The sequence below is a fragment of the Barnesiella propionica genome (assembly GCF_025567045.1).
Taxonomy (GTDB): Bacteria; Bacteroidota; Bacteroidia; order Bacteroidales; family Barnesiellaceae; genus Barnesiella_B; species Barnesiella_B propionica.
On the sequence record NZ_JAOQJK010000004.1, the window covers coordinates 14,360 to 39,256 of the forward strand.

Below are 24,897 nucleotides of genomic sequence, written 5' to 3' on the forward strand. Positions count from 1 at the left end.
AGGATGAAAGAGGTAACTTCAGCACAGGCTTTGGCCCTTTTAGATGATCAGTTAAAAGTGTGGGAAACCGCACGGAATAACTACGAGGCATTATCATCGGTAAAAGTTAAGGACATTCCTTTCGATGGATTTAATATAAAGGTACAGTTTAATCCGGCGAGGATTGTTTCCTCGTCGGCTAAAGTTGACACACAGTCTTTGAAAGAGCGCAAATGTTTTCTTTGTGCCGCTAACCGCCCTGAAATACAAGTCGGGTTGCCGTTTGGAGATAAGTATGAAGTTCTTATCAATCCGTTCCCGATTTTTCCGCGTCATCTCACTATTCCTGATAAGGAACATGTGGACCAACGTATACGTACGCGGATGGGAGATATGCTGGAATTAGCTAAAAGCCTGGATGAGTTTACCTTATTTTATAATGGTCCGCGTTGCGGGGCTTCTGCTCCCGATCATATGCATTTTCAGGCAGGGAATAAAGGTTTTATGCCTATAGAAAAAGAGTGGCGTGACCGGGCTAATACCAAGGTAGCGGTACATAACGGAGCACGTATGACCTTATTGCAGGGTTATCTGAGAAGTGTATTCATGATAGAATCCTCTACTATAGAGGATGCTGTTTTCCTTTTCGATAAGTTATATCTTTCTTTGGAAATCAAACCTGGTGAAGAAGAACCGATGATGAACGTTCTGGCTTGGTATGAAGCCGGAAAATGGATCGTAGCTGTATTTCCCAGGGCCCAACATCGTCCTTCCTGCTATTCGGCAGAAGGTGAGGGTAATTTATTGATCAGTCCGGCTTCGGTAGATATGGGTGCTGTGTTTATTACGCCTCTGGAAAAGGATTTTGAGAAGATTACAGCGGCCGATATACGGGAAATATTAGGTGAAGTTTGTCTGGATGAGAGTGAATCCGCAAAAGTGGTGGAACGTATAAAATCTATAATATGAACGAACCGCAAGTAAGTGTGGGCATCATGTCCTCATCCAGTATCGGATTTATTTTAGATGGAGCGTATTCTTTGGGAAATGATTGTTTTACCGGAGAACAAGAAGCTGTATATCAAGATGGAAAGATCGTATGGCAAGGACGTCTGTGGAATGAACTTTCTTTTTTCCCGAAAAATCCGGCTTCAGACTCTTTCTATTTGAAAGACGTTACGATAGGAGTTAATTTCCATTGGGAACGAAAGGAAACGCAACGGTTTCGTGGAACTTTGAAACTGATTGTACAGGACGAACGAATTATTGCTGTTAATTGTCTTCCTGTAGAAGATTATTTGTTGAGTGTGATATCTTCTGAAATGAGTGCTACGGCTTCTTTGGAATTACTTAAAGCCCATGCTGTTATTTCACGTAGCTGGTTACTTGCACAGATACAAAAGAATAAAGAATTGCTCCGGGATGACAAGAAAGCCGTGTCGGTTATAGAGACGGAAACTGAATTCATCCGCTGGTACGACAGAGAAGACCATACCCTGTTTGATGTATGTGCCGATGATCATTGTCAAAGGTATCAAGGTATAACCCGTGCGTCTACTACTGTAGTTGCTGAAGCTATCGAGGCTACCCGGGGACAGGTTGTTTCTTATGCCGGTAAGATATGTGACGCGCGTTTTTCCAAATGTTGCGGTGGAGTTGTAGAAGAATTCCAGACTTGCTGGGAAGATATAAAACATCCGTATCTGGTAAAATTAAGAGACGGTAAAGACGAAACGGATTTTCCTGATTTAAGGGATGAAAATAATGCCAGGGAATGGATATGTACTTCTCCCGATGCATTTTGTAATACCACAGATAAGAATATATTATCTCAGGTATTGAATAATTATGATCAGGAAACCACCGATTTTTATCGGTGGACTGTAAGTTATTCCCAAGAAGAATTATCGGCTCTTATCCTTAAACGTTCCGGAATTGATTTCGGACAGATATTGGATATGGTTCCGGTAGAGCGGGGAACCTCTGGACGTCTGGTTAAATTAAAAATCATAGGAACTAAAAAGACCCTTATTGTGGGTAAAGAGCTTGAGATACGCCGTATATTGTCTGCATCACATTTGTATAGTTCTGCTTTTGTTGTAGAAAAGGAAGATGTGCATAGCGGGGTTCCCGGACGGTTTGTTTTGCGGGGAGCCGGTTGGGGACATGGAGTAGGACTGTGCCAGATAGGTGCTGCCGTAATGGGCGAGCAAGGTTATAAATACGAGGATATACTGTTGCACTACTTTGTAGATGCAGTTATTGAAAAATTATATTAATGAAATATACTATGGACAACAAGAAGAAAGTTTCTCCCTGGGCATGGATTCCCTCATTATATTTTGCACAGGGGCTGCCTTATGTAGCGGTAATGACAATTTCCGTGATTATGTACAAGCGATTGGGTATTTCCAATACCGATATTGCTTTATATACAGGTTGGTTATATTTGCCTTGGGTTATAAAACCTTTTTGGAGCCCTTTCGTTGATTTAATTAAGACTAAACGCTGGTGGACGCTTACCATGCAGTGGATACTGGCGTTTGCTCTGGCGGGTATAGCATTTACGATTCCAACTCCGTTTTTCTTCCAACTGACGCTGGCCGTATTCTGGATCGTGGGATTTACCTCTGCCACGCATGATATAGCAGCCGATGGTTATTACATGCTTGCTCTTACCGAACATGAACAGTCTTTGTATGTCGGTATCCGCAGTACTTTTTATCGTGTTGCGACGGTTGCCGGCCAGGGATTGCTGGTTATTATTGCAGGTTTGATCGAGACAGGTACGGGTCTTGAACCGGCTATGCTGGAAGTACAGGCCGATCCTGCGTATACCAATACGCTTACGCTTCCTACTTTTAAAGATTCGGTTATAGACAATACGGGAGACATGCATTTTGTATATACTTCGCCTGTGATAAAGGCAGGTGTTAAAGCAATATCGGGCGATTCCGTCGATGCGAAAACTCAAATCGCAATGCTCGAAAGGCAGGTTAAAGAGTCGAATATAGCTAATAAATTTGTCCCTGCCGAAGATATAAACGATAATAATAGTGTAGCGCAGGCTGCAAAAAAAGAGAGTGCTTTTACCACATGGGTGAGAGATATGTTCGGTGAGAAACGTGAGAAGACCGAAGAGGCGATGGATAACATTGCTGTCGTGGGTGTTCGATTATCTAAACAACCGGCGGCGAATGAGACGAAAATATTGAATGTTACTTTTAAGGATGGTGACCAGAGTATCAAACTGGAACAGAGTAAACTGTCTACACGTTTTGAATTTACTGCAGATAACTGGGATAAACCGGCATATTTATTGTTTAGAATAGATCATAAAATTAAGTCTACGACTTCGGCGACTTTTGAAGGTGCTTCCGGAAATATTCCTTTTGCGTGGCTTATCGTATTCGCTTCACTGTCCGCTTTCTTTTTCCTGGTAAGCATCTATCATAGTTGGGTATTGCCGAGACCTGCATCCGATCGTCCGGCAAAAGATGTGACGGCAGGTAATATTATGAAAGAGTTTTTCGATACGTTCAAGAGCTTCTTTACTAAGAAGCAAGCTTTTGTCGCTATACTATTCATGTTGCTGTATCGTTTGCCCGAAGCTCAGTTAGTAAAACTTATCAATCCTTTCCTGCTCGATCCTATCGATAAGGGAGGTCTCGGATTAACGACCGGTCAAGTGGGCGTCGTTTATGGTACCGTTGGTATTATCGGATTAACGATAGGCGGTATTATCGGCGGACTTGTAGCAGCCAAAGGCGGTTTGAAAAAATGGTTATGGCCTATGGCCTGGAGTATGTCTCTTACTTGCCTGACCTTTGTTTACCTGAGCTATGTCCAGGATCACTCGTTGCTGACCATTAACATTTGCGTGTTTATAGAACAATTCGGTTACGGGTTCGGTTTTACGGCATACATGCTTTATCTTATCTATTTTTCTGAAGGAGAACATAAGACGGCACATTATGCAATCTGTACGGGTTTCATGGCTTTGGGTATGATGCTTCCCGGAATGGCTGCGGGATGGCTGCAGGAAACGATCGGGTATCGGCATTTCTTCCTTTGGACAATGATTTGTTGTGCCGCTACTATTGCCGTATGCGCATTTATTAAAATAGATCCTAATTTCGGAAAAAAAGAGAATGACGTGCTTGAAGCACAAACAGAAGAAGAACGTTAAATTGAAAATCCTGTATTATGAAAATGAAGAAATATATAATTTTGTCTCTCCTTTTCCTGTTAGCCGGCAGTATGTCTGCCCAGAAAGTAATGACGGGACTGGAAGTTTTGAAAAAAGATAATTTTAAGATATTGGAAGGCAAGAGAGTGGGCCTTATTACCAATCCTACGGGTGTGGATAATTCTTTGAAATCTACAATAGATGTCTTGTTCGAAGCACCTAATGTAAACCTGGTTGCATTATTCGGACCCGAACATGGTGTTCGCGGTAATGTGCACGCTGGTGATACGGTCGTGAATTCATTCGATGCAACCACGGGACTTCCTGTTCTTTCACTGTATGGAAAGACCAGAAAACCGACTCCGGAAATGTTGAAAGATATTGACGTGCTGGTTTATGATATACAAGATATCGGTTGCCGGTCTTTTACTTATATAAGCACAATGGGAGTGGCGATGGAAGCAGCGGCAGAAAACGGTATTGAGTTTGTCGTACTCGACAGGCCCAATCCTATCGGAGGTCTTAAAGTGGAAGGTAATTTGGTAGAAGACGGTTATACATCGTTTGTCAGTCAGTTCAAGATTCCGTATCTGTACGGACTTACTTGTGGTGAGTTGGCCAAGATGCTTGTAGGAGAACATATGCTGAAAAAAGATTGTAAGCTCACAGTCGTGCCTATGAAAGGATGGAAACGTAAGATGAATTATACCGATACCGGTTTGCAATGGATTATTTCGTCTCCTCATATCCCGCAGCCCCAGTCCGCTTATTTTTATCCGGCGACAGGTATTGTGGGTGAATTGGGATATCTTTCCATCGGTGTAGGATATACTTTGCCTTTTGAGTTGTTTGCTGCAGAATGGATCGAGGCTGATAAACTTGCCAAGCGTATGAATGCGTTGAACCTTCCCGGCCTTAAATTTCGTCCGATACATATAAAGCCGTTTTATTCAACCGGACAAGGTAAAAATTATCAGGGAGTGCAAGTTCATATTATGGACATTAATAAGGCTAAACTTACCGAAGCTCAATTCTATGTTATGCAGGAACTGGCTGCAATGTATCCCGATAAGACCGTATTCGATAATGCCAATGAAAAACGTTTCGATATGTTCGACAAAGTGTGCGGAAGCGATCAGATACGTAAACGCTTTTCCCGGAATTACCGGTTTGACGATATTCGCGATTACTGGTATAAAGATGTAGATAATTTTAAGAAGCTATCACGTAAATATTATTTATATAAATAAAAATCCCTGAGGAGAGAGGATATATTTGGTGCAAGATGAAAAAAGAATATGTTTCATATCTGAAAGAGGTTTCGGAGTTTATACCTAAAGACAGGATATATACCGACGAACTGCGTTTACTGGCTTGGGGAACGGATGCCGGTTTCTATAGAATGATACCGCAAGTCGTTATTCGTTCTTCTTCTGAAGAAGAGGTTTCGCGTCTCATGGCATTGGCTCATAAATATTCGTTGCCTGTAACATTTCGTGCGGCGGGTACGAGCCTTTCCGGACAGAGTATAAGTGATTCTGTGCTTATCGTGGCCGGGAAAAATTGGGAGAAATATACTATATCTCCCGATGCAAAGACCATAACCATGCAACCCGGACTTATAGGTGAACGTGTCAATCAGATATTGAAGCCATTGGGCCGTAAGTTCGCCCCTGATCCTGCATCGGTGAAATCGGCTATGGTTGGCGGTATCGTTATGAATAATGCCTCGGGTATGAATTGCGGTACGCATGCCAATAGCGATAAAGTCATGTTATCGGCCCGTTTGGTTTTGGCTGACGGAACAATACTTGATACAGGAGACGAAAAAAGCCGTTCCGATTTTCGTCGTACACATCCTCAGTTTATTACCCGGATCGAAGAGATCAGGGACAAGGTTCGTGCCGATGAAGAATTATCGTCACGTATTCGTAAAAAATATTCTATCAAGAATGTGACCGGATTGAATATCCTGCCCTTTATAAGTCAGGATGATCCGTTCGATATTATAGCTCATTTGATGGTCGGTTCGGAGGGAACATTGGCATTTCTCTCCGAAATAACTATGGCTACTGGTCATGATTATCCTTATTCTGCCAGTGCCATGTTGTACTTTAAGGATATGCGTGAAGCTTGCCGTGCCGTGGTAGCTATGAAGCATGGTCCGGTTTTCGGAGCAGAGATGCTGGATAATAAGTCTTTGGTATCTGTGAACGATACAACGGGCGAAGGACTTACAGCCGTGCTTACCGAAACCAAGGCCGATACTCCTGAGGAATTGCAGGCCAATATAGATGCAATTAAAAAAATATTGTCTTCATTTGAAACTTATATACCTGTCTATTTTACCGATAAACCAGAAGAGTATTCCAAATACTGGGCAATTCGTTCCGGCATATTCCCCTCGGTAGGAGGGACTCGTAAACTGGGTACGACCGTACTTATTGAAGATGTGGCTTTCCATATTGAGGATTTACCCGATGCGACTGTCGAATTGCAGGCTATGCTGGCGGAACACGGTTATGATGAGGCTTGTATATACGGACATGCATTGGAAGGGAATTATCATTTTATCATCAGTCAGTCATTCGATACGCCCGAACAAGTTAAGCGTTATAAGGATTTGATGGAGGATGTAAAAACCCTTGTCGTTGATAAGTATGACGGTTCATTAAAAGCAGAACATGGAACAGGCCGTAATATGGCGCCTTTCGTAAAATACGAATGGGGTGAAAAAGCTTATGAAGTCATGAAGGAGGTGAAGTCATTGTTCGATCCGGAGAGCTTACTTAATCCCGGTGTCATTTTCAATGACGATCCCGAATGTTATATAAAAGGATTCAAGCCGATGCCATTGACGAATGTCCATGTAGACCGTTGTATAGAATGCGGTTTTTGTGAAGTAAACTGCCTTACGTGTGGCTTTACTTTATCATCCCGTCAGCGCATTGTTATACAGCGTGAAATATCCCGTTTAAAGTCTTTGCCCGACCAACAGGAACGTCTTGATACGTTGAAAAAACAATATAAATATCTGGGAAATGCCACGTGTGCGGGAGATGGATTATGTTCTATGTCTTGTCCCATGGGTATTAATGTAGGGGATTTGACACATGATATCCGTCAGGAGGAATTGCCTGCAGGCAGTCTGGGATATAAGATAGGGGATTATGCCGCTAATCATTTTGCCGGAATAAAATCGTCGTTACGTCCCGTCCTTTATCTGGCGAATGTCGCTCATAGCATGTTAGGATCGGGAATGATGACTTCTGTTGCTAAGGGGTTGCATTCGGCGGGAATGCCTTTATGGACTACGGCTATGCCTAAGCCTTTCAGACTTCATAAAATCGAGCAGAAAGAGGAACCTTTGAAAGTCGTCTATTTCCCAAGTTGTATCAATCAGACTATGGGAACGGCTAAAAACTCTCCCGATACTACCCCTTTGGTAGAAAAAACAGTACAGTTGCTGCAAAAGGCCGGTTATGAAGTTATTTTTCCTGAGAAGATGGATTCGCTTTGTTGCGGTACTATATGGGAAAGTAAAGGTATGATGGATATTGCGGATCGTAAATCTGCCGAACTGGAAACTGCACTTTATAAGGCCAGTGAACAAGGCCGTTATCCTGTGTTGTGTGATCAGAGTCCTTGTCTGCACCGTATGCGCGAAGTAATGACTAAGGTCAAACTATATGAACCCGCAGAATTTATTTATACTTTCCTGAGAGAGCGTCTGGAATTCACACCCATCGATACGCCGGTTTCCATACACGTTACCTGCTCGATGCGCCGGATGAATCTGGGAAATACGATTATCGACCTTGCCCGTCTTTGCTCCAGGAATGTCTTTGTTCCCGAAGAGGTAGGTTGTTGCGGATTTGCGGGAGACAGAGGTTTTACACATCCGGAAGTGAATTCTTATGCATTGCGAAAATTAAAACCCCAGCTTATAAAAGAGGGCATAGAGGTGGGTTATTCCAATAGCCGTACTTGTGAAATCGGTTTGACGACCAATGCAGGAATACCGTATGTTTCGATTATATATTTAGTAGATCAGTGCACTAAACCTAAAAATAGAACACTATGACAAAAGTACAGCCAAATAGTCGTTTATTATCTCTGGATGTATTGCGCGGTATTACGATCGCGGGTATGATTATGGTTAATAATCCCGGTTCGTGGGGACATATATATGCCCCTCTGGAACATGCGCAATGGTTAGGATTGACTCCTACCGATCTGGTATTTCCTTTCTTTATGTTCATTATGGGTATTTCTACCTATATGTCTTTGAGAAAATATAATTTTCAAATGAGTGCGTCGGCAGCCGTTAAAATTATCCGCCGTACTATTGTGATTTTTGCCATTGGTTTGGGTATTGCCTGGTTAGGTCTGGCTATGCGCACTTACAATCAACTGGAATCGGAAAACCTGCCGTTTTTTCAGCGTTTGGGTGAAGCGATGTGGAATTTTGACCGTATTCGTATTTTAGGTGTAATGCCTCGTTTGGCAATTGCTTATGGTGTTTCTGCACTGATAGCCTTGTCGGTGAAACATAAATACATCCCGGCTTTAATATTGACAACTTTGGCTATCTATTTTATTATTCTTATAACAGGAAACGGTTTCGAATTTTCCGAAAATAACATACTATCGGTAGTCGACCGTGCAATACTGGGTTCTAATCACATGTATCATGACGGAGGGCTGGCGTTAGATCCTGAGGGGCTTTTAAGTACTATACCTTCTATTTGCCATGTGCTCATAGGTTTTTATTGCGGTATGCTTATTATGTCGACAAAAGATAATTCCGAACGCATCCAGTATTTGTTTATTGTGGGTGCTATCCTTACGTTCGGCGGATTTCTGCTCGATTACGGTTGTCCTATCAGTAAAAAAATATGGTCGCCCACTTTTGTTTTCGCCACTTGTGGTATGGCCTCAACTTTCCTTGCCCTGTTGATATGGATTATAGATATTAAAGGGTATAAGGCTTGGAGCCGCTTCTTCGAGGCATTCGGAATAAACCCGTTGTTTATGTATGTGCTCGGAGCCGTTCTTTCTATCCTTATGGGGAACATTTATGTGACAAGCGGGGGTGAATTGGTTACAATAAAAGGTTTTATATATAACGGCCTTCTTGTCCCTGCATTGGGAGACAAGACTTTTGCTTCATTAGTCTTTGCTCTTTTATTTGTAGGATTTAACTGGATAATAGGGTATGTATTATATAAAAAGAAAATATATATAAAGATATGATTATAATTGCAGACAGTGGTTCTACCAAAACCGATTGGTGTGTGGTAGAAAACGGAAAACTGGTTCACCAGTTTTTTACTAAAGGAACGAATCCCTTTTTTCAGACAGAGGAAGAAATAAGCGAGGCCATCGCGACAGAACTTATGCCTCAATTGGGTGATTTGAAAATTGATTCGATTTTCTTTTACGGAGCGGGTTGCGCGTTCCCTGAGAAAAATGAGATAGTGCGCAAAGCCATTCATGCACACATTCCTGTTCCTATCGAGGTGGGTAGTGATCTGTTGGCGGCGGCAAGAGGCCTTTGTGGAGATAATGCGGGTATCGCCTGTATTATGGGAACAGGATCTAACTCTTGTTATTACGATGGCAAAGAGATTGTCAGCAATGTATCTCCGCTCGGATATATATTGGGCGATGAGGGCAGCGGTGCTGTTCTGGGGAAATTATTGGTAGGCGATTGTCTTAAAAATCAATTGACCCCTGAGTTAAAAGAAAAATTCTTTAAACAGTTCGGCCTTACTCCTCAGATCATTCTGGACCGAGTATATAAGAAACCGTTCCCGAACAGGTTCCTGGCGACACTTTCTCCGTTCCTTATAGAAAATATAGAAGAACCTTGCATTCATAGACTGGTTCTTAACGGGTTCAAGAATTTCTTTGTCCGTAATGTTATGCAGTATGATTATAAACATACCAAAGTGCATTTTATAGGTTCTATTGCTTATTATTACCGTGAAGTCCTGGCCGAAGCGGCAGATGCATTGCAGGTTGAGTTAGGTACTATTATTAAGAGTCCTATGGAGGGTCTTATTCAATATCATTCCAACAATTAAAAAACGTATTATGGCATTTGTAAAAATAACAGAGCAACCTTCGCTCTATAATAATCTCGAGACAAAATCGGTCCGGGAGATACTTGATGATATCAATACAGAGGATCAAAAAGTGGCTTTAGCCGTTCAAAAGGCTATTCCTCAGATAGAAAAACTTGTTTCATTAATTGTACCTCGTATGAAGCAGGGTGGCCGTATCTTTTATATGGGTGCGGGTACGAGTGGCCGTCTGGGAGTTTTGGATGCTTCGGAGATTCCTCCGACGTTCGGTATGCCTCCGACGTTGATTATCGGGCTTATTGCCGGAGGAGATACGGCTTTGCGTAATCCGGTAGAGAATGCCGAAGATGATACGGAAAGAGGCTGGGAAGAATTGAAGGAACATAATATCAATGAAAAGGATACCGTAATAGGGATCGCCGCTTCAGGTACTACTCCTTATGTCATAGGTGCTTTGCATGCTGCCCGTGAACATGGGATACTTACAGGCTCTATTTCCAGTAATCCCGATTCTCCTATGGCCGCTGAGGCCGATGTCGCTATCGAAATGGTAGTAGGTCCGGAATATGTTACCGGGAGTTCACGCATGAAATCCGGAACGGGTCAGAAGATGATTTTGAATATGATCACTACATCGGTTATGATACAACTCGGACGAGTAAAAGGGAATAAAATGGTTAATATGCAACTGTCCAATAAAAAATTGGTAGACCGAGGTTCCCGGATGGTTTCCGAAGAGTTAAATATGGATTATGAACAAGCTAAGCGTCTTTTGCTGATGCATGGTTCTGTAAAAAAGGCTGTGGACGCTTATCGTCAGGAACACGCTAAATAAACGAAAATGAAAAAGCTATCTTTATTGTGGACGTTTTTCTTACTGTATACATCCGGTGCCTGGGCGCAGGAAGCATATAAATATAATGAGTTTTATTATCAGAGGGCTACGTTATTCGATGTGCTGCCTGTAAGCAGTGAGGATATAATTTTTCTGGGCAACAGCCTTACTAATGGCTGCGAATGGCATGAGCTTTTCAATAATGCTCATGTAAAGAACAGGGGAATAAGTTCGGATGTTATCCAGGGTGTTTATGACAGGTTGAACCCAGTTATAAAAGGGAAGCCTCGAAAGATCTTTTTAATGATAGGCGTTAATGATATATCACACGACCTTTCTGTCGATAGTATCGTGGATTCAATAGATAAGATAGTGCGGAAAATAAGAAAGGAGACACCGAATACCCAGTTATATGTGCAAAGTTTGCTGCCTACTAACGATGATTTCGGACGGTATAAAAAAGTGATGGGAAAACAACAGGTGATATTGGATATCAATGAACGGTTGAAGAGTGCCGCTTCAGGAAACGGCTATACTTATATAGACCTGTATTCTCATTTTGTAATGCCGGGTACACAAAAAATGAATCCTGATTTTACGAATGACGGATTGCATCTTTTGGGACCAGCCTATCTTGTTTGGAAAGAAGTGTTACTTCCTTATATGAAATAATTTTTTTGCTAAAAAATGTAGGAATGCAGAGTAAAACACCTTATAACGGCGTTTTACTCTGCATTTTTTAGAATAATAATTATCAATATATAGTTACCAAAAGTTAATTTTTGGGCAAAAAACAGTATACAGGTTCAATTATTATTACCTTTGTAATCAAGGAAATGTAGCAGACGATATGAAGCATATAGTAATGTATACTATTTTATTGGTTATGTGTACTTTATTTGCCGTGAAAAGTGTTGCAGCAGAGAGAGTGGCAGAGCCGTTTGTATATCCTGCTATTCCCGATACAATAACAGATCCTTCTTCCCGGGCCGATTTCCTTGTCATGAATTTTTGGAATAATTTCAAAATAGAAGATAAGATTTATTTGAATTCTCCCGGTATAGTAGAGCAGGCTTTTACCGACTATATAAATTTATTCGGTCTGGTTCCGCGGGAGACGGTTCTTACCTCGATTGAGAAGTTGCTCATACGGGCTGATATCGATAAACACATATTACAACTGTATGTACGTTTAGCTGAAAAATATTTTTTTAGTCCCGACGCTCCTTATTCGAGTGGAGAAGCTTACTTGCCATTTGTGGAAAAGATTCTCGCTGCAAAGGGAGTTGATAAAGAGGAGAGGGCCCGGTACCGCTTACAGCAAAAGATATTGACTTCCAATAACCCGGGAATGGTTGCCGATGATTTCGAATATGTGACACCCGAAGGGAAAAAGGGGAAACTTAAGAAACTTAATACGGATTTTATTTTGCTTTTCTTTAGTGATCCCGATTGTGCCGATTGTTCTTTAATGAAGGTTCGTCTTGATGTTTCTCCCGGTGTGCAGAAGATGATAGAATCCGGAAAACTTACGGTTGTATCTCTTTACCCCTATGGAAATAAGGAGCCTTGGATTACAAAAGCTAAAGGATATCCTGAAAATTGGATCAATGCAAGTATAAAAGAGGATACTTCTTTTGACTTGAAAAGATTGCCTGTATTGTATCTTTTGGATGGATCTAAAAAAATAATATTAAAGCATCCTAAACTTGAAGAAGTGGAGAATGCTTTACTACAGGAATAAAAGATAATGTGCCAGACTGTCACGATGCGAATCGTTATTTTTGTATATTAATAACACCTAAATTGTGCGTGAGCATAGTATGATAACAACACCTGAAATAAAATAAATGAGAGGTCTGGCACATTTTTTATTTATCTATTTGAAAACCGATTAACTATTCGCTGTGTGAATTGTTATTTTGATAAAATAATAAATATAGGTATGAGAAATAAAAAAGAAGAATTGTTCAATCTTTTGCTGACGGACAGGTATAATAACCTTTCCCGTTTTTTTATCCGTTGTTTTGTAGGCATTATGATGCTTATTCACGGGCTGGCTAAAATTTCTCATTTCGATATACTGAAAGATACTTTTTATCCTGCTTTAGGTATGAGCAGCGAAATGTCTCTTATCATGATAATCTTGGTAGAAGTAGGATGTTCTTTCCTGTTAATTTTGGGATTTATGACCCGTTTGGCTGCTATTCCTTTGATTTTTTCCATGCTTGTGGCCGGATATTTTACTTTTGAACCTCTCTCTTTAGCAACGGCGGAATTACCTACGATGTATATGGGTATTTATATGTATATATTACTGGCGGGCCCGGGTATGTTGTCCCTTGATTATCTTTTTTCCATTAAATTCATTTCTCATAAAAGTATAGCTCCGGAGTTTGGCGGGGAAGAATAAAATATTAATACAAAACGAAACGGGGATTATCTATTGAATATAAAGATAATCCCTTTTGTTTTTTTAAGTATAGTATAATTTAGAGAAGCTGTTTTTTTGTTAACTTGTCTTTTCTTTATTTTTGTAGCAAAAATAATATTATGAATGTTGCAGCATTAATATCCGGCGGAGTTGATAGTGCCGTAGTCGTGCATAAATTAAAGGAAGAGGGGATAGATCCTGCTCTTTTTTATATTCGTATTGGTATGGATAACGAAATAGGTGATTGTTCTGCCGAGGAGGATATTGAGATGTGCAAGGCTATTGCCCGGAAATACAGATTACCTTTTGAGGTTGTATCCTTGCATGACGAGTATTGGGAGAATGTGATGGAATATGCATTAAGAACAGTGAAAGCAGGGCTCACTCCTAATCCGGATATGATGTGTAATAAAATGATAAAGTTCGGATTTTTCGAAGAACGTTGGGGTAAAGATTTCGACAGGACAGCTACCGGTCATTACGCCACAACAACGAATGTGGACGGACATATTTTTCTTTCTACTGCAGCAGACCCTGTAAAAGACCAGACCGATTTTTTAGCTCAGATTGATGCTCTGCAAGTATCGAAGCTCATGTTCCCTTTAGGAAATATGTATAAAGAGGAGGTCCGGCGAATAGCCCGGGAGGCCCGGTTGCCCAATGCGAAACGGAGAGACAGCCAGGGGATTTGTTTTTTAGGTAATATCGATTACAATGATTTCATCCGTCGTCATCTCGGAGAACATCCCGGCCCTATCGTGGAACTGGAAACAGGAAAAGTTCTGGGCCGGCACAGGGGCATATGGTTCCATACGATAGGACAACGAAAAGGATTAGGTCTCAGCGGGGGGCCCTGGTATGTAGTTAAAAAAGATATAGATACGCACACTATATTTGTATCAAACGGTTATGATACCGATAAACAATACGGCTATATTCTTCATCTGGCAGATTTCCATTTTATTACGCTGGATCCTTGGAAAGGAGAGAAATTTCCTGTGGATATTACTTTTAAGAACCGCCATACACCTGAATTCATATCCGGAAAGATATTTAATGCAGGTGGCGGACAATATACTATAGAATCTTCGGTTCCTATCCAGGGAATTGCTCCGGGACAATTTGCTGTTGTTTACGACAAGGATAGCCGTTTATGTTACGGGAGTGGTGTTATAACACTATAAAATAAGGTAAATAAACGTTTATAGTGCGGGTAAATATCGCTCTTTTCTTTCTGTAAATTGATGATGAAACAAAAAAACTGTTATATTTGTTTTTGATATAACAATAACAAATAAAACGTAAATATTTTGGAAAAACGCGTAAAACTCAGAGTTCTGGGAATTACATACAGTCAGGTACAAAATGGTGCTTATGCTCTGGTACTGGCGGAGGAGAACGGTCCCCGGCGTATTCCTATCATTATAGGGACCGCCGAAGCGCAAGCCATTGCGATACGTCTTGAAAATCTCATACCTCCCCGTCCAATGACACATGACCTTTTTGTAAGCTTTGCGCATGGTTTCGGCATACGTTTGACGGAAGTTTATATATACCGTTTTGAAGATGGGGTTTTTTCGTCCGAGTTGCTGTTTGATGACGGGGAACGCCAAATGAGAGTTGATTCACGTACTTCCGATGCCATTGCTATTGCTTTACGGACCAATGCCGATATTTATACCAGTGAAACGATAGCGGAGCAAGCCGGATTTATTCTGGAAGACGAGGGTCTGGAAGAAAAACATCAGGAACAAGATGAGGTTCTGGAAAATAAATCGGTAAAGGAATTGGAGGAACTTTTGACAAAAGCAGTAGAAGAAGAAGCTTATGAACAAGCAGCATATATACAGCAATTAATTCGTCAGAAACGGTGAATCCGTTTGTTTTTATATAAATTTTCGTAGATTTGCCAATCTCACACAAATGAATGAATAACTATCGAAGAAATTAATCTAAAAATCAAGGTGCTATGAATAATGTAAAATTCCGTTTGATAATAATGAATTTTCTCCAGTTCTTTATCTGGGGTTCTTGGCTTATATCTTTAGGAGGTTATATGGGGGGCTCTCTTCATTTCGAAGGAGGCCAGATAGGTGCTATCTTTGCTACAATGGGTATTGCTTCTTTGTTTATGCCCGGTCTTATGGGTATTGTTGCCGATAAGTGGCTAAATGCCGAAAGGTTGCTCGGATTATGTCATATTGTGGGAGCTGTTTTGCTGTTCTCGGCTTCTACAGTTACCGATTATACTACGATGTACTGGATCCTTTTGCTAAATATGATGGTGTACATGCCGACTTTAGCACTGGTAAATACGGTTTCTTATAATGCATTGGAAAAGCATGGTATGGATGTTGTTAAAGATTTTCCTCCTATACGTGTATGGGGTACGGTCGGTTTTATTTGTGCCATGTGGGCTGTGGATCTAAGTGGAATAGCACGTTCCAACGCTCAGCTTTTCGTGGCGTCAGGGGCAGCTTTATTGCTTGGACTTTATTCGTTTACGTTGCCGGCTTGCCCTCCTTCGGCGCGGGGAGAACGTAAATCTCTGATGTCTGCTTTAGGCTTAGATGCCTTGGTGCTTTTCAAGCAAAAGAAGATGGCTATATTTTTTCTGTTCTCCATGCTTTTGGGGGCTGCGTTACAAATAACCAATACGTTCGGGGGATCTTTTCTGGACAGTTTTAAAGCTATTCCCGAATTCGAGCATTCTTTCGGTGTAGAGCATCCTAATATACTTTTGTCTATTTCGCAAATGTCAGAAACTCTTTTCATTCTGGCAATACCTTTCTTCCTTGGGCGTTTCGGAATAAAGAATGTTATGCTGATGAGTATGTTTGCATGGGTGCTGCGTTTCGGTTTCTTTGGTATTGGCGATCCGAGTGCGGGCGGTATGGTATGGCTTATCCTCTCTATGATTGTTTACGGTATGGCTTTTGATTTTTTTAATATATCAGGTTCCTTGTTCGTGGAAAAATCAACGACACCGGAAATACGCGCCAGCGGACAAGGCTTGTTCATGATGATGACCAATGGCTTCGGGGCCGTTATCGGCGGATATGCCAGCGGGGCCGTAGTCGATTATTTTACGAAGAACGGGGTGACCGATTGGCCGGCATGTTGGTATTCTTTTGCTGCTTATGCATTGGTAATAGGTATCTTGTTTGCTTTGGTCTTTAAGTATAAACATGAGCATGCTTGATATTGAAAAAATCGGTTTTTAAAAGATTATGATGCAGATAAATAAAATAATAAAGATACAAAAGAGCTCGTTACGGGCTCTTTTGTGTTTTTCTTTTTTGGCGTTCGGTTTTACCGTTCATGCCGGGAATACGATCCCTTCTTCGGTTCCATTACCTTTAACGGGTATTACTCCGGAATCGTTCCTTCGGGGTATTTTGGGTATGGCTGGTTTACTTCTTATCGGTTGGCTTATGAGCCGGGACCGTAGATCAATTGATTGGAAAGTTGTTGTCGGCGCTTTAGCCGTGCAAATGTTGCTTGCTGTATCGGTTATGTATATTCCCGGTATTCAGCAATTGTTCGGTTTTTTAGGAAAATGCTTTGTTAAAATTCTGGATTTTACGCGTGCAGGTTCTATTTTTCTTTTCGGTAGTTTAGTAGATATGCAGAAGGTCGGTCATATATTCGTATTTCAGGTTTTACCTGCTATTATCTTTTTTGCGGCACTCACTCATCTTCTTTATTATTTGAATGTTATCCAGTGGGTAGTACGTTGGCTGGGGAGGGGACTACATAAGATATTTCGTTTGTCCGGCGCAGAAGGTGCTACGGTTGCTGGAAATATTTTTTTAGGAATGTGCGAAGCTCCTTTACTTGTGAAGGGTTATTTATCGGGAATGAACAAGGCCGAAATATTTTTGGTCATGACTTCGGGAATGGCGACTATTGCAGGTGGGGTAATGACTACTTATATAGGAATGCTGGGTGGTTCGGATCCTGTTTCCCGGGAATTATTTGCCAAGTACCTGATAACGGCTTCTGTCATGGCTGCTCCAGGAGCGGTTGCTTTTGCCCGTATGGTTGTTCCTCAAACTGAATTGTCGGTAAAGGATGCTGATGTAAAGCGGGATTCTGTAGGGAATGGTTTGTTGGATGCTCTATCTAACGGAACTTTGCAGGGAGTGCGGCTGGCTGTCAATGTCGCAGCGTTGTTGCTGGTATTTGTTGCATGTATAGCATTGGTCAATTATTTACTTGGAGGGATTTTGGGCCGTTATACCGGGCTTAATGAATGGTTATCGGGACTTTCAGGTCATCCTGTTACGTTTGATTTCCAGTATATTGCCGGATGGATTTTTGCTCCGGTCGCGTGGCTGATGGGTGTTTGCGGTGCTGACGTGCCGGATGTCGCTGCCCTTCTCGGAACTAAAACCATTTTGAATGAATTTGTTGCTTATGCCGATTTCAGTATGTTGAAAAACGCAGGTGCATTTGTTGAGGAAAAGTCGATAGTTATAGTTACCTTTGCCTTATGCGGATTTGCTAATATAGGCTCCATAGGCATGCAGATCGGAGGAATAGGTGCTTTGGCTCCTTCTCTGAGACCTTTGATTGCCCGGTATGGATTTGCGGCAATGGTTTGTGGTGCGCTCACTTCATGTATGTCTGCTACGATGATAGGTCTGTTGTTAGGATAATAATATACTGATATGCATATATTTTATACCCCTGATATTGAACAAGTAAAAGAATTACCCGAGGTTGAATCCCGGCATTGTATTAAAGTGCTTCGCTTGGGAGAGGGTGATGAAATAGGTCTTATAGACGGGAAAGGTGTTTATTACCGGGCTGTAATTTCTGAGGCTCATCCGAAACGTTGCGCAGTGAATATTCTTGAAACGGTTATGTGCCCGAATCCATGGCCTTACCGGTTGGAGATAGCTATTGCCCCGACTAAAAATCTGGATCGTATTGAGTGGTTTGCCGAAAAGACTACCGAGATAGGTATAGATGCTGTTACTTTGCTGAAATGCCGGTTTTCCGAGCGTAAGGAAATGAAAACCGAAAGACTGAAAAAAATATTGGTATCGGCCATGAAACAATCTTTGAAAGCAAAGTTACCTGAACTTTCTGAAATGACGGATTACAAACACTTTATTCAGAGATCTTTTAGCGGACGTAAATTTATTGCTCATTGTTATGATGGGGAGGAAAGAAGGTTATTGAGCGAATGTTACAAACCGGGTGAGAATGCTTTGGTTATAATTGGTCCGGAAGGCGATTTTAGTCCTGAAGAAGTAGAATTGGCTTTGTCTAATGGTTTCGAACCTGTATCTTTGGGAGATAGTCGTTTACGTACCGAGACAGCCGGAATAGTGGCTTGCCATACAATACATGTGCTGAATCAAAAAAAATAACTATTATGATATTGAAAAATCTAAAACATAGTGAGGCCGGGAATTTCTTTTTGTTGGCGGGCCCTTGTGTTATCGAAGGAGAAGATATGGCTCTGAAAATAGCTGAGAAAGTCGTTACGATAACCGATAAGTTACAAATACCTTATGTTTTTAAGGGGTCGTACAGGAAAGCGAATCGCTCCAGGATTGATTCTTTTACCGGAATAGGGGATGAAAAAGCATTAAAGATATTGCGAAAAATAAGAGAAACTTTTGATGTTCCTGTTGTTACGGATATTCATACGGCTGAAGAAGCCCGCTTGGCTGCCGGTTATGTCGATGTCTTGCAAATACCGGCTTTTTTATGCCGGCAGACCGATCTGTTGGTTGCTGCTGCTGAGACCGGGAGGGTTGTCAATATTAAGAAAGGACAATTTCTTTCTCCTGAAGCAATGCAATTCGCCTTACAGAAAGTGGTGGATGCCGGAAACCGTCAGGTTGCTGTTACCGAGAGAGGTACAACATTCGGCTATCAGGATTTGGTCGTTGATTTCCGGGGCATTCCCGAGATGCAGAAATTTGGTTTTCCGGTAATTCTGGATGTTACTCATTCACTACAGAAACCGAATCAGACTTCCGGTGTAACAGGCGGATTACCCCAGTTGATAGAAACGATGGCGCGTGCTGGAGTTGCTACTGGAGTGGACGGATTGTTTATGGAAACGCATCCCGAGCCTTCGAAAGCGAAGTCCGATGGTGCGAATATGTTGCGTTTAGATTTATTGGAAGGATTATTGACCCGTTTGGTTGCGATACGTCAGGTTCTTAACGAGTTTAAATAGGATTTTCCTGTGCTATGGAAAAAACAAACACAAAAACATGGATAACGCTGGCCCCGGTATTTTTTGGTTTCTTTATTATGGGGCTGGTAGATGTAGTAGGCATATCGGCCAATTATGTAAAGACCGATTTTTCATTGAGCCGTACATGGGCTTCTTTTTTACCGCTGATGGCTTTTATCGGCTTTGCGTTTCTTGCTGTTCCTTCGGGAATACTGATGAATAAAATAGGACGTAAGAATACGGTATTGCTGAGTATGGCTATTACATGTATTGCCTTGTTTATTCCTTCTTTTGGATATACATTCGGAGGTATGATTACTACGTTTGCCCTGATAGGTATTGGCAATACGCTGATGCAAACCTCACTTAATCCTTTAATGGGGAATGTCGTATCGGGCAGGTTATTGACAACCAGTTTGACCCTTGGACAGTTTTTTCGTTCTTCTTCTTCTTTTTTGGGTCCCGTACTGGTTACGCTTATAGCCGCAGCGACGGGGAACTGGCGCGATATATTCCCCTTATATGCAGGTATAACTTTAGTAGCCGGTCTGTGGCTTTTGGTAACCGGAATACGTAAGGAGCCGGTGGAGCGGACGAGTAAGAATTCTTTTGCATCTACTTTTTTACTGCTTAAGAATCCGCGTCTGGCAATATTGTTTTTTTCTCTGTTTATTTATGTGGGAATAGATGTCGGTATGAATGTATATGTCCCTCAATTCCTTGAAACTCAATGCGGGGTTCCTCTGGAAAAAGCTGTCTTAGGATCGAGTTTATATTTTATAGCTCGTATCGTGGGGTCTTTTACCGGTGCTTTCCTTTTGTACCGGATGTCGTCGGGAAAGGTTTGGCTCTGGACAATGGTCCTGGCTGTGATAACAACAGGGATTTTGTTGCCGATGCATTCCGCTTGGATCGTTTCAGGACTGGTGTTAGTGATCGGTTTTACCTGTGCAAATGTTTTTCCTATTATATTTTCTTTTGCGCTTAACGAAGTACCGGAAAGAGCGAATGAAGTTTCCGGCCTGTTAATTATGGCTGTATCGGGCGGTGCAGTTGTGCCTTGGTTAATGGGGGTTTTGAACGATCATATTTCTCCTGTAGCCGGTTTTTATTTGTTGTGGCTGTGTTTTGCTTTGTTGTTGTTTGTTTCAATGCGTTGGCGGCATAGATAGATTTGTCTGGAAATATATCTTCAAATAGCGACAAATATCTATCTTTGTTTAGAATTTGAAAATATCAAAAGTAAGTTAATATGAAGTTTTATAAGATTTGTTCCTGTATTTTCCTTTTCTCTTATTTTCTTAGTCCTCTTATTGCCCAGAATAATTATCTTTCAAGCGATTTGGTAAAAGCTATGATGGAAGTTTATGAAGAACAGTTGAAGGAAAACCCCAGAGATTATGTTACATTTCAGCGGCGTGCAAATGACTATTTCAATTATGGGGAAATGGATAAAGCTTTGGATGATATAACCAATGCAATAAAATATTTTCCGAGAAAGGAGAAAATAGATTTGTCCCAGGCATATCTGTTGCGGGCGAAAATTTATGCTGACAGGAAAGAATATAGACATGCTTTTACCGATTTGAATAGTGCTCTTAATTTGAATCCGTCTTTATCTATGGCTTTGAAAGACCGGGCCGACCTCTTGTATAAAATGGAATTGTATGAGGATTCAAAGAAAGATTATAATACGCTTTTACGCATGGATGCACGTAACCAGGAAGCCTATATGGGGCTGGCGCGAATCGAAGCCCGTGAGGGAAATATGGTACGGGCTAAAGATATGCTGTCTGTTGCTGTCAATCTGTCGCCTTCTTCTCCTGATATATATGTTCGCCGTGCCGAAATATATGATAATATGGGACTCGATGATGATGCTATTGCGGATTTGTTATATGCGATCATTCTGGATGACAGCAATACGAACGCTACCCAGGCAATAATAAAGTACGGTAATAGCAATTATGAGGTAACGATGAACGGGCTGAACCAGGCGATAGCGCGTAATCCCGGTGCCGGTATGCTTTATTACCTCAGAGCCGTAGTGGAAAAGAATAACAATCGTTATTCTTTATCGGCAAAGGACTGGAATACAATAATAGAAAAAAAATATTTTTACTATCATACTTTGTTCTATAACCGTTCTTTATGTTATTTTCATTTGGCCGGATACCAATACGCCCTGGACGATATATTGTCTGCTATAACTATGGATGCGGGAAACCCGTTATATTATCTTCATAAATCGGCGGTCTTAAGAGCTATGGGTAATTATAAAGAGGCGGTGGCGGCTGCGCAGACAGCTCTTGAACAAGATAGTTCTTCAGCGGATGCTGCTATAGAATTGAGCCGGGGTATGTCTGCATTGAAAAATTATGATGAAGCGCGCATGTGTTTGAATGAAGCGATCGCCAATAATGCAGAACATGCACTTGGTTATTTGATGCGGGGATATCTGACGGAGACTCAATTTAAAGATAAGAAGTCGGCTAATTTGGATTATGAAAGGGTGGTTAGTCTGGATGTAAATCCTGTGTCTGTGAGAAATTATAAAGGTTTCGCTCTTGCCCGGTTAGGAAGGACGGATGAAGCTGCAGCGTGGATAGACGCTATTCTGGCAAATCATATATCTAATCCTTCGGGGGAGGATTATTATTATGCGGCGTGTCTTTATGCGCAGTTAGGGGAGACGCAACTGGCTTTAGAGCATTTGGAAGAAGCTTTTAAATTAGGTTATGGTGATTTTTATAATGTGCGGGAGAATAATGATCCGGTAGTTTCGTTGGCTCCTATACGAAAAAATCCGAGATTCGAAGAGATTTTGTTAAAATACAAGAATATATTTTGATGTTTATGTTTTTAAAAAGACGGCTTGATTGAAAATGAATTCAATCAAGCCGTCTTTTTAAAAAGTGGATTTATTTTTTGATGATCCGGTACGTTTGGTTGTCATACGGGGTGATGATGTTGACTATATAACTGCCGGAAGAGAGAGCCGAAGTGTTTATTTTTGTTTCGCTTCCGGACGTTACAGCTTTAATATTTTTATTATATACCAGTATCCCGTTCAGGTTATAAATATAGATGTTCATATATGGGTATTCGTTAGCTGACAGGATGCGGAAGTTGTCTGATATATGTGTGGGATAAACTGATAACCTGGATATTTTGTCGATATGAGATCCTAAATCCGGTTGTTCGAGAATATATTTAATCCCGTTCCAAGCATCTATTTTCCCTCGTCCATACGTATTATTGCTGTTCGGGCCGGTGAAATTATCTTTTTTTGCCGTATGGTCAAGTATCTCTTTTATTTGATCGGGAGAGAGGGTAGAACTGGCTTGTAACCAGGTAGCGATGATTCCGGCAACGAATGGTGATGCCATGGAAGTTCCTGTCATTTGTCCGAAATAGTAATTTTTGTCATTTTTATTGCAGCGGGCTATCGTATTGGCCGAATTATCTTGAAAGAGATAATAATAAGATGAGATGGCCGACATCATCATTCCGCCCGGTGCGCTGATATCCGGTTTCATTCTACCGTCTGTTGTCGGGCCTTGGCTGGAGAAATAATTTATTTGTCCAATCGGATATTCAAGTACCTGGGATTGCTGTTTCCCCGAAAAATTGATCCATTTATTTCGGGTAGTATAATTTCCTACCGAAATGATTTTTTTTCCGGTTCCCCCCAGTTCTCCTGCCACATAATCGGTCGTATAATCTGTCAATCCTTCCATGTTCATACTTGAAAATGTTCCGTATGCTTTATCGGTCCATAAATCTATCCTTTGAGGTTCTCCTTGTATTTCCAGTATTATATCGCCGCGTTTTAAAAATACATCTGTAAATATAATTTTTGCCTGAAGCTTTGAATTAGGTGCACGGTTGAAATATACCGATACGTTACCCGATTTATAGTTGTTCAGTTCGTCAGGTACAGCTTGTATATTATCTTTTTTTTCGGGAGAGGCATCCATTGTCCATAATATTTCATGGCTTATTTTATCCTGAAACAGAATCGTTACTTGATAACTTGTGCCTGCTCCGCCCCAAGCCTCTATTACTTTAGGGCTTGCCCCGCTGGTGACGAATGCGGTTTTTAAAGAGGTTTCTTCTGTGGTCAGGTTTTTCCCCGTGTGGGTATGGTTTTTATTTTCGTTGCCTACGGCTCCCACGACAATTCGTCCGGGGCCTTGTATGGCATCCAGTGCCATGTCGAAAGCCGATGTGCCGTCGTGTGGTCCTGTGAATGTATTGATACTTATATTGACGACAGCGGGCATATTTACCGAATCGGCATAATTGAAAATATAACGGATTCCATCAAGTATATCGTTGTCTTGAAGCGTAGTGCCGACTAAAACAATAGATGCGTCCGGTGCGCATCCGTAGAAAGGATTATTGTTATTCAGCTCTGTTACGGATGTATTAATACTTCCTTCATATCCTCCGGCTGCTATTCCTGCAACATGAGTACCATGTGTCTGGTCTGCATTATCTGTTCCTGCATTTAAAATGCTTTCCTGAGTAACAAACAGAGAGCCTTTTGAAAATCCGGAAGGAGGAGTTCCCGATTCCCGGTTCTGATCCCAGAAACGTATAATGCGGCTTTTTGTCATATCGTCGGTTTCAAAAAAGGCGGGGTGTCCGGTATCGAAGCCGCAATCGACTATCCCTACTATGACACCTTTTCCGGTGAAAGGAGATTTCATTTCTGTTCCATTATGCACATTATCTACATAACAGTCTTCCCTGGCTTTGTCCAGAGAGAGTACAGCGGTTTCCGATACTTGTATATTGATTACACCTGGTAATTGAGAGAGTTGTGGTAATGTATTAAACGGAATTTGGGCCGTGACTATGTTTTGCCCGTAAATGGCATTTATGGTTATTCCCAAATTTTTTAATTCATCCACGACCGATTCGTCCGAGATGTAGATGAATCCGGAAAGTGTTGCTGCCGAAGATTTTTCTTTGGAATATTCTTTTCCGTTGTTTTTTTGTATAAGAGTAATTGCATGTTGTGTTCCGGCAGACAAATTCCTATAATTGATGTCTTTTGTTTCTGCGTGAAGGGACGCTGTCAGGAGGAGGATAAATAATAAAAATAAACTTTGTTTTCTTCTCATTAGTGCTGGCTATTAGATCGTGGAATACATGAATATG

General features: G+C 41.3%; 19 protein-coding genes and 1 pseudogene. 19 read left to right on the forward strand and 1 reads right to left on the reverse strand.

Annotated elements, in window-relative coordinates:
• The first annotated feature begins 3 nt into the window (after window positions 1-3).
• From OCV73_RS06455 to OCV73_RS06545, 19 genes and pseudogenes are all read left to right on the forward strand, one after another.
• Entirely contained in the window at window positions 4-948 is a 945-nt protein-coding gene (locus OCV73_RS06455; RefSeq protein ID WP_147550544.1) for a DUF4922 domain-containing protein, read from the forward strand.
• A complete protein-coding gene (locus OCV73_RS06460; RefSeq protein WP_147550546.1) occupies window positions 945-2,258 on the forward strand; it encodes a SpoIID/LytB domain-containing protein in 1,314 nt (437 codons plus the stop codon). The genes OCV73_RS06455 and OCV73_RS06460 overlap by 4 nt, the downstream gene beginning before the upstream one ends.
• A gap of 11 nt (window positions 2,259-2,269) precedes the next feature.
• Window positions 2,270-2,773 (forward strand): annotated as a pseudogene (locus OCV73_RS14605) (MFS transporter); the annotation flags it as partial.
• Window positions 2,774-4,191: 1,418 nt separating this feature from the next.
• Window positions 4,192-5,418: an exo-beta-N-acetylmuramidase NamZ family protein gene (locus tag OCV73_RS06470; protein ID WP_262512915.1), complete on the forward strand. Its 1,227-nt coding sequence runs from the start codon at window positions 4,192-4,194 to the stop codon at window positions 5,416-5,418.
• 35 nt (window positions 5,419-5,453) lie between these two features.
• Window positions 5,454-8,252 carry an FAD-binding and (Fe-S)-binding domain-containing protein gene (locus tag OCV73_RS06475; RefSeq protein WP_147550550.1) on the forward strand — a complete coding sequence of 933 codons (2,799 nt, stop codon included), beginning with the start codon at window positions 5,454-5,456 and terminating at the stop codon, window positions 8,250-8,252.
• Window positions 8,249-9,424 carry an acyltransferase family protein gene (locus tag OCV73_RS06480; protein WP_147550552.1) on the forward strand — a complete coding sequence of 392 codons (1,176 nt, stop codon included), beginning with the start codon at window positions 8,249-8,251 and terminating at the stop codon, window positions 9,422-9,424. Before OCV73_RS06475 ends, OCV73_RS06480 begins: the two co-directional genes overlap by 4 nt.
• Complete coding sequence (locus OCV73_RS06485) at window positions 9,421-10,257, forward strand: ATPase (protein WP_147550554.1); 837 nt, start codon at window positions 9,421-9,423, stop codon at window positions 10,255-10,257. The genes OCV73_RS06480 and OCV73_RS06485 overlap by 4 nt, the downstream gene beginning before the upstream one ends.
• A gap of 10 nt (window positions 10,258-10,267) precedes the next feature.
• Complete coding sequence (gene murQ / locus OCV73_RS06490; protein ID WP_147550556.1) at window positions 10,268-11,092, forward strand: N-acetylmuramic acid 6-phosphate etherase; 825 nt, start codon at window positions 10,268-10,270, stop codon at window positions 11,090-11,092.
• Window positions 11,093-11,098: 6 nt separating this feature from the next.
• Window positions 11,099-11,764, forward strand: coding sequence for a GDSL-type esterase/lipase family protein (locus OCV73_RS06495; RefSeq protein ID WP_147550558.1), 666 nt, complete (start codon window positions 11,099-11,101; stop codon window positions 11,762-11,764).
• Between the two features lie 178 nt (window positions 11,765-11,942).
• The gene (locus OCV73_RS06500) at window positions 11,943-12,836 is read left to right on the forward strand and encodes a DUF5106 domain-containing protein (protein ID WP_147550560.1); all 894 of its coding nucleotides are present in this window, start codon (window positions 11,943-11,945) and stop codon (window positions 12,834-12,836) included.
• 201 nt (window positions 12,837-13,037) lie between these two features.
• The gene (locus tag OCV73_RS06505) at window positions 13,038-13,505 is read left to right on the forward strand and encodes a DoxX family protein (RefSeq protein WP_147550561.1); all 468 of its coding nucleotides are present in this window, start codon (window positions 13,038-13,040) and stop codon (window positions 13,503-13,505) included.
• A gap of 140 nt (window positions 13,506-13,645) precedes the next feature.
• Window positions 13,646-14,710 carry a tRNA 2-thiouridine(34) synthase MnmA gene (gene mnmA, locus OCV73_RS06510; RefSeq protein ID WP_147550563.1) on the forward strand — a complete coding sequence of 355 codons (1,065 nt, stop codon included), beginning with the start codon at window positions 13,646-13,648 and terminating at the stop codon, window positions 14,708-14,710.
• Between the two features lie 126 nt (window positions 14,711-14,836).
• The gene (locus OCV73_RS06515) at window positions 14,837-15,400 is read left to right on the forward strand and encodes a bifunctional nuclease family protein (protein ID WP_147550565.1); all 564 of its coding nucleotides are present in this window, start codon (window positions 14,837-14,839) and stop codon (window positions 15,398-15,400) included.
• A 95-nt stretch (window positions 15,401-15,495) separates the two neighbouring features.
• Window positions 15,496-16,728, forward strand: a complete 1,233-nt coding sequence (locus OCV73_RS06520) for a nucleoside permease (RefSeq protein ID WP_147550567.1) — start codon at window positions 15,496-15,498, stop codon at window positions 16,726-16,728.
• A 28-nt stretch (window positions 16,729-16,756) separates the two neighbouring features.
• Entirely contained in the window at window positions 16,757-18,187 is a 1,431-nt protein-coding gene (locus OCV73_RS06525; protein ID WP_262512898.1) for a NupC/NupG family nucleoside CNT transporter, read from the forward strand.
• Window positions 18,188-18,199: 12 nt separating this feature from the next.
• Window positions 18,200-18,907, forward strand: coding sequence for a 16S rRNA (uracil(1498)-N(3))-methyltransferase (locus OCV73_RS06530; RefSeq protein WP_147550569.1), 708 nt, complete (start codon window positions 18,200-18,202; stop codon window positions 18,905-18,907).
• A gap of 5 nt (window positions 18,908-18,912) precedes the next feature.
• Entirely contained in the window at window positions 18,913-19,728 is an 816-nt protein-coding gene (gene kdsA, locus OCV73_RS06535) for a 3-deoxy-8-phosphooctulonate synthase (protein WP_147550571.1), read from the forward strand.
• A gap of 14 nt (window positions 19,729-19,742) precedes the next feature.
• The gene (locus OCV73_RS06540; RefSeq protein WP_147550573.1) at window positions 19,743-20,900 is read left to right on the forward strand and encodes an MFS transporter; all 1,158 of its coding nucleotides are present in this window, start codon (window positions 19,743-19,745) and stop codon (window positions 20,898-20,900) included.
• A gap of 80 nt (window positions 20,901-20,980) precedes the next feature.
• Window positions 20,981-22,579 (forward strand): tetratricopeptide repeat protein, encoded by a 1,599-nt coding sequence (locus OCV73_RS06545; protein WP_147550575.1) that lies wholly within the window; start codon window positions 20,981-20,983, stop codon window positions 22,577-22,579.
• A gap of 70 nt (window positions 22,580-22,649) precedes the next feature.
• Here the strand turns inward: OCV73_RS06545 and OCV73_RS06550 are convergent, their stop codons facing one another.
• Entirely contained in the window at window positions 22,650-24,860 is a 2,211-nt protein-coding gene (locus tag OCV73_RS06550) for a S8 family peptidase (protein ID WP_147550577.1), read from the reverse strand.
• Between the last annotated feature and the right edge of the window lie 37 nt (window positions 24,861-24,897).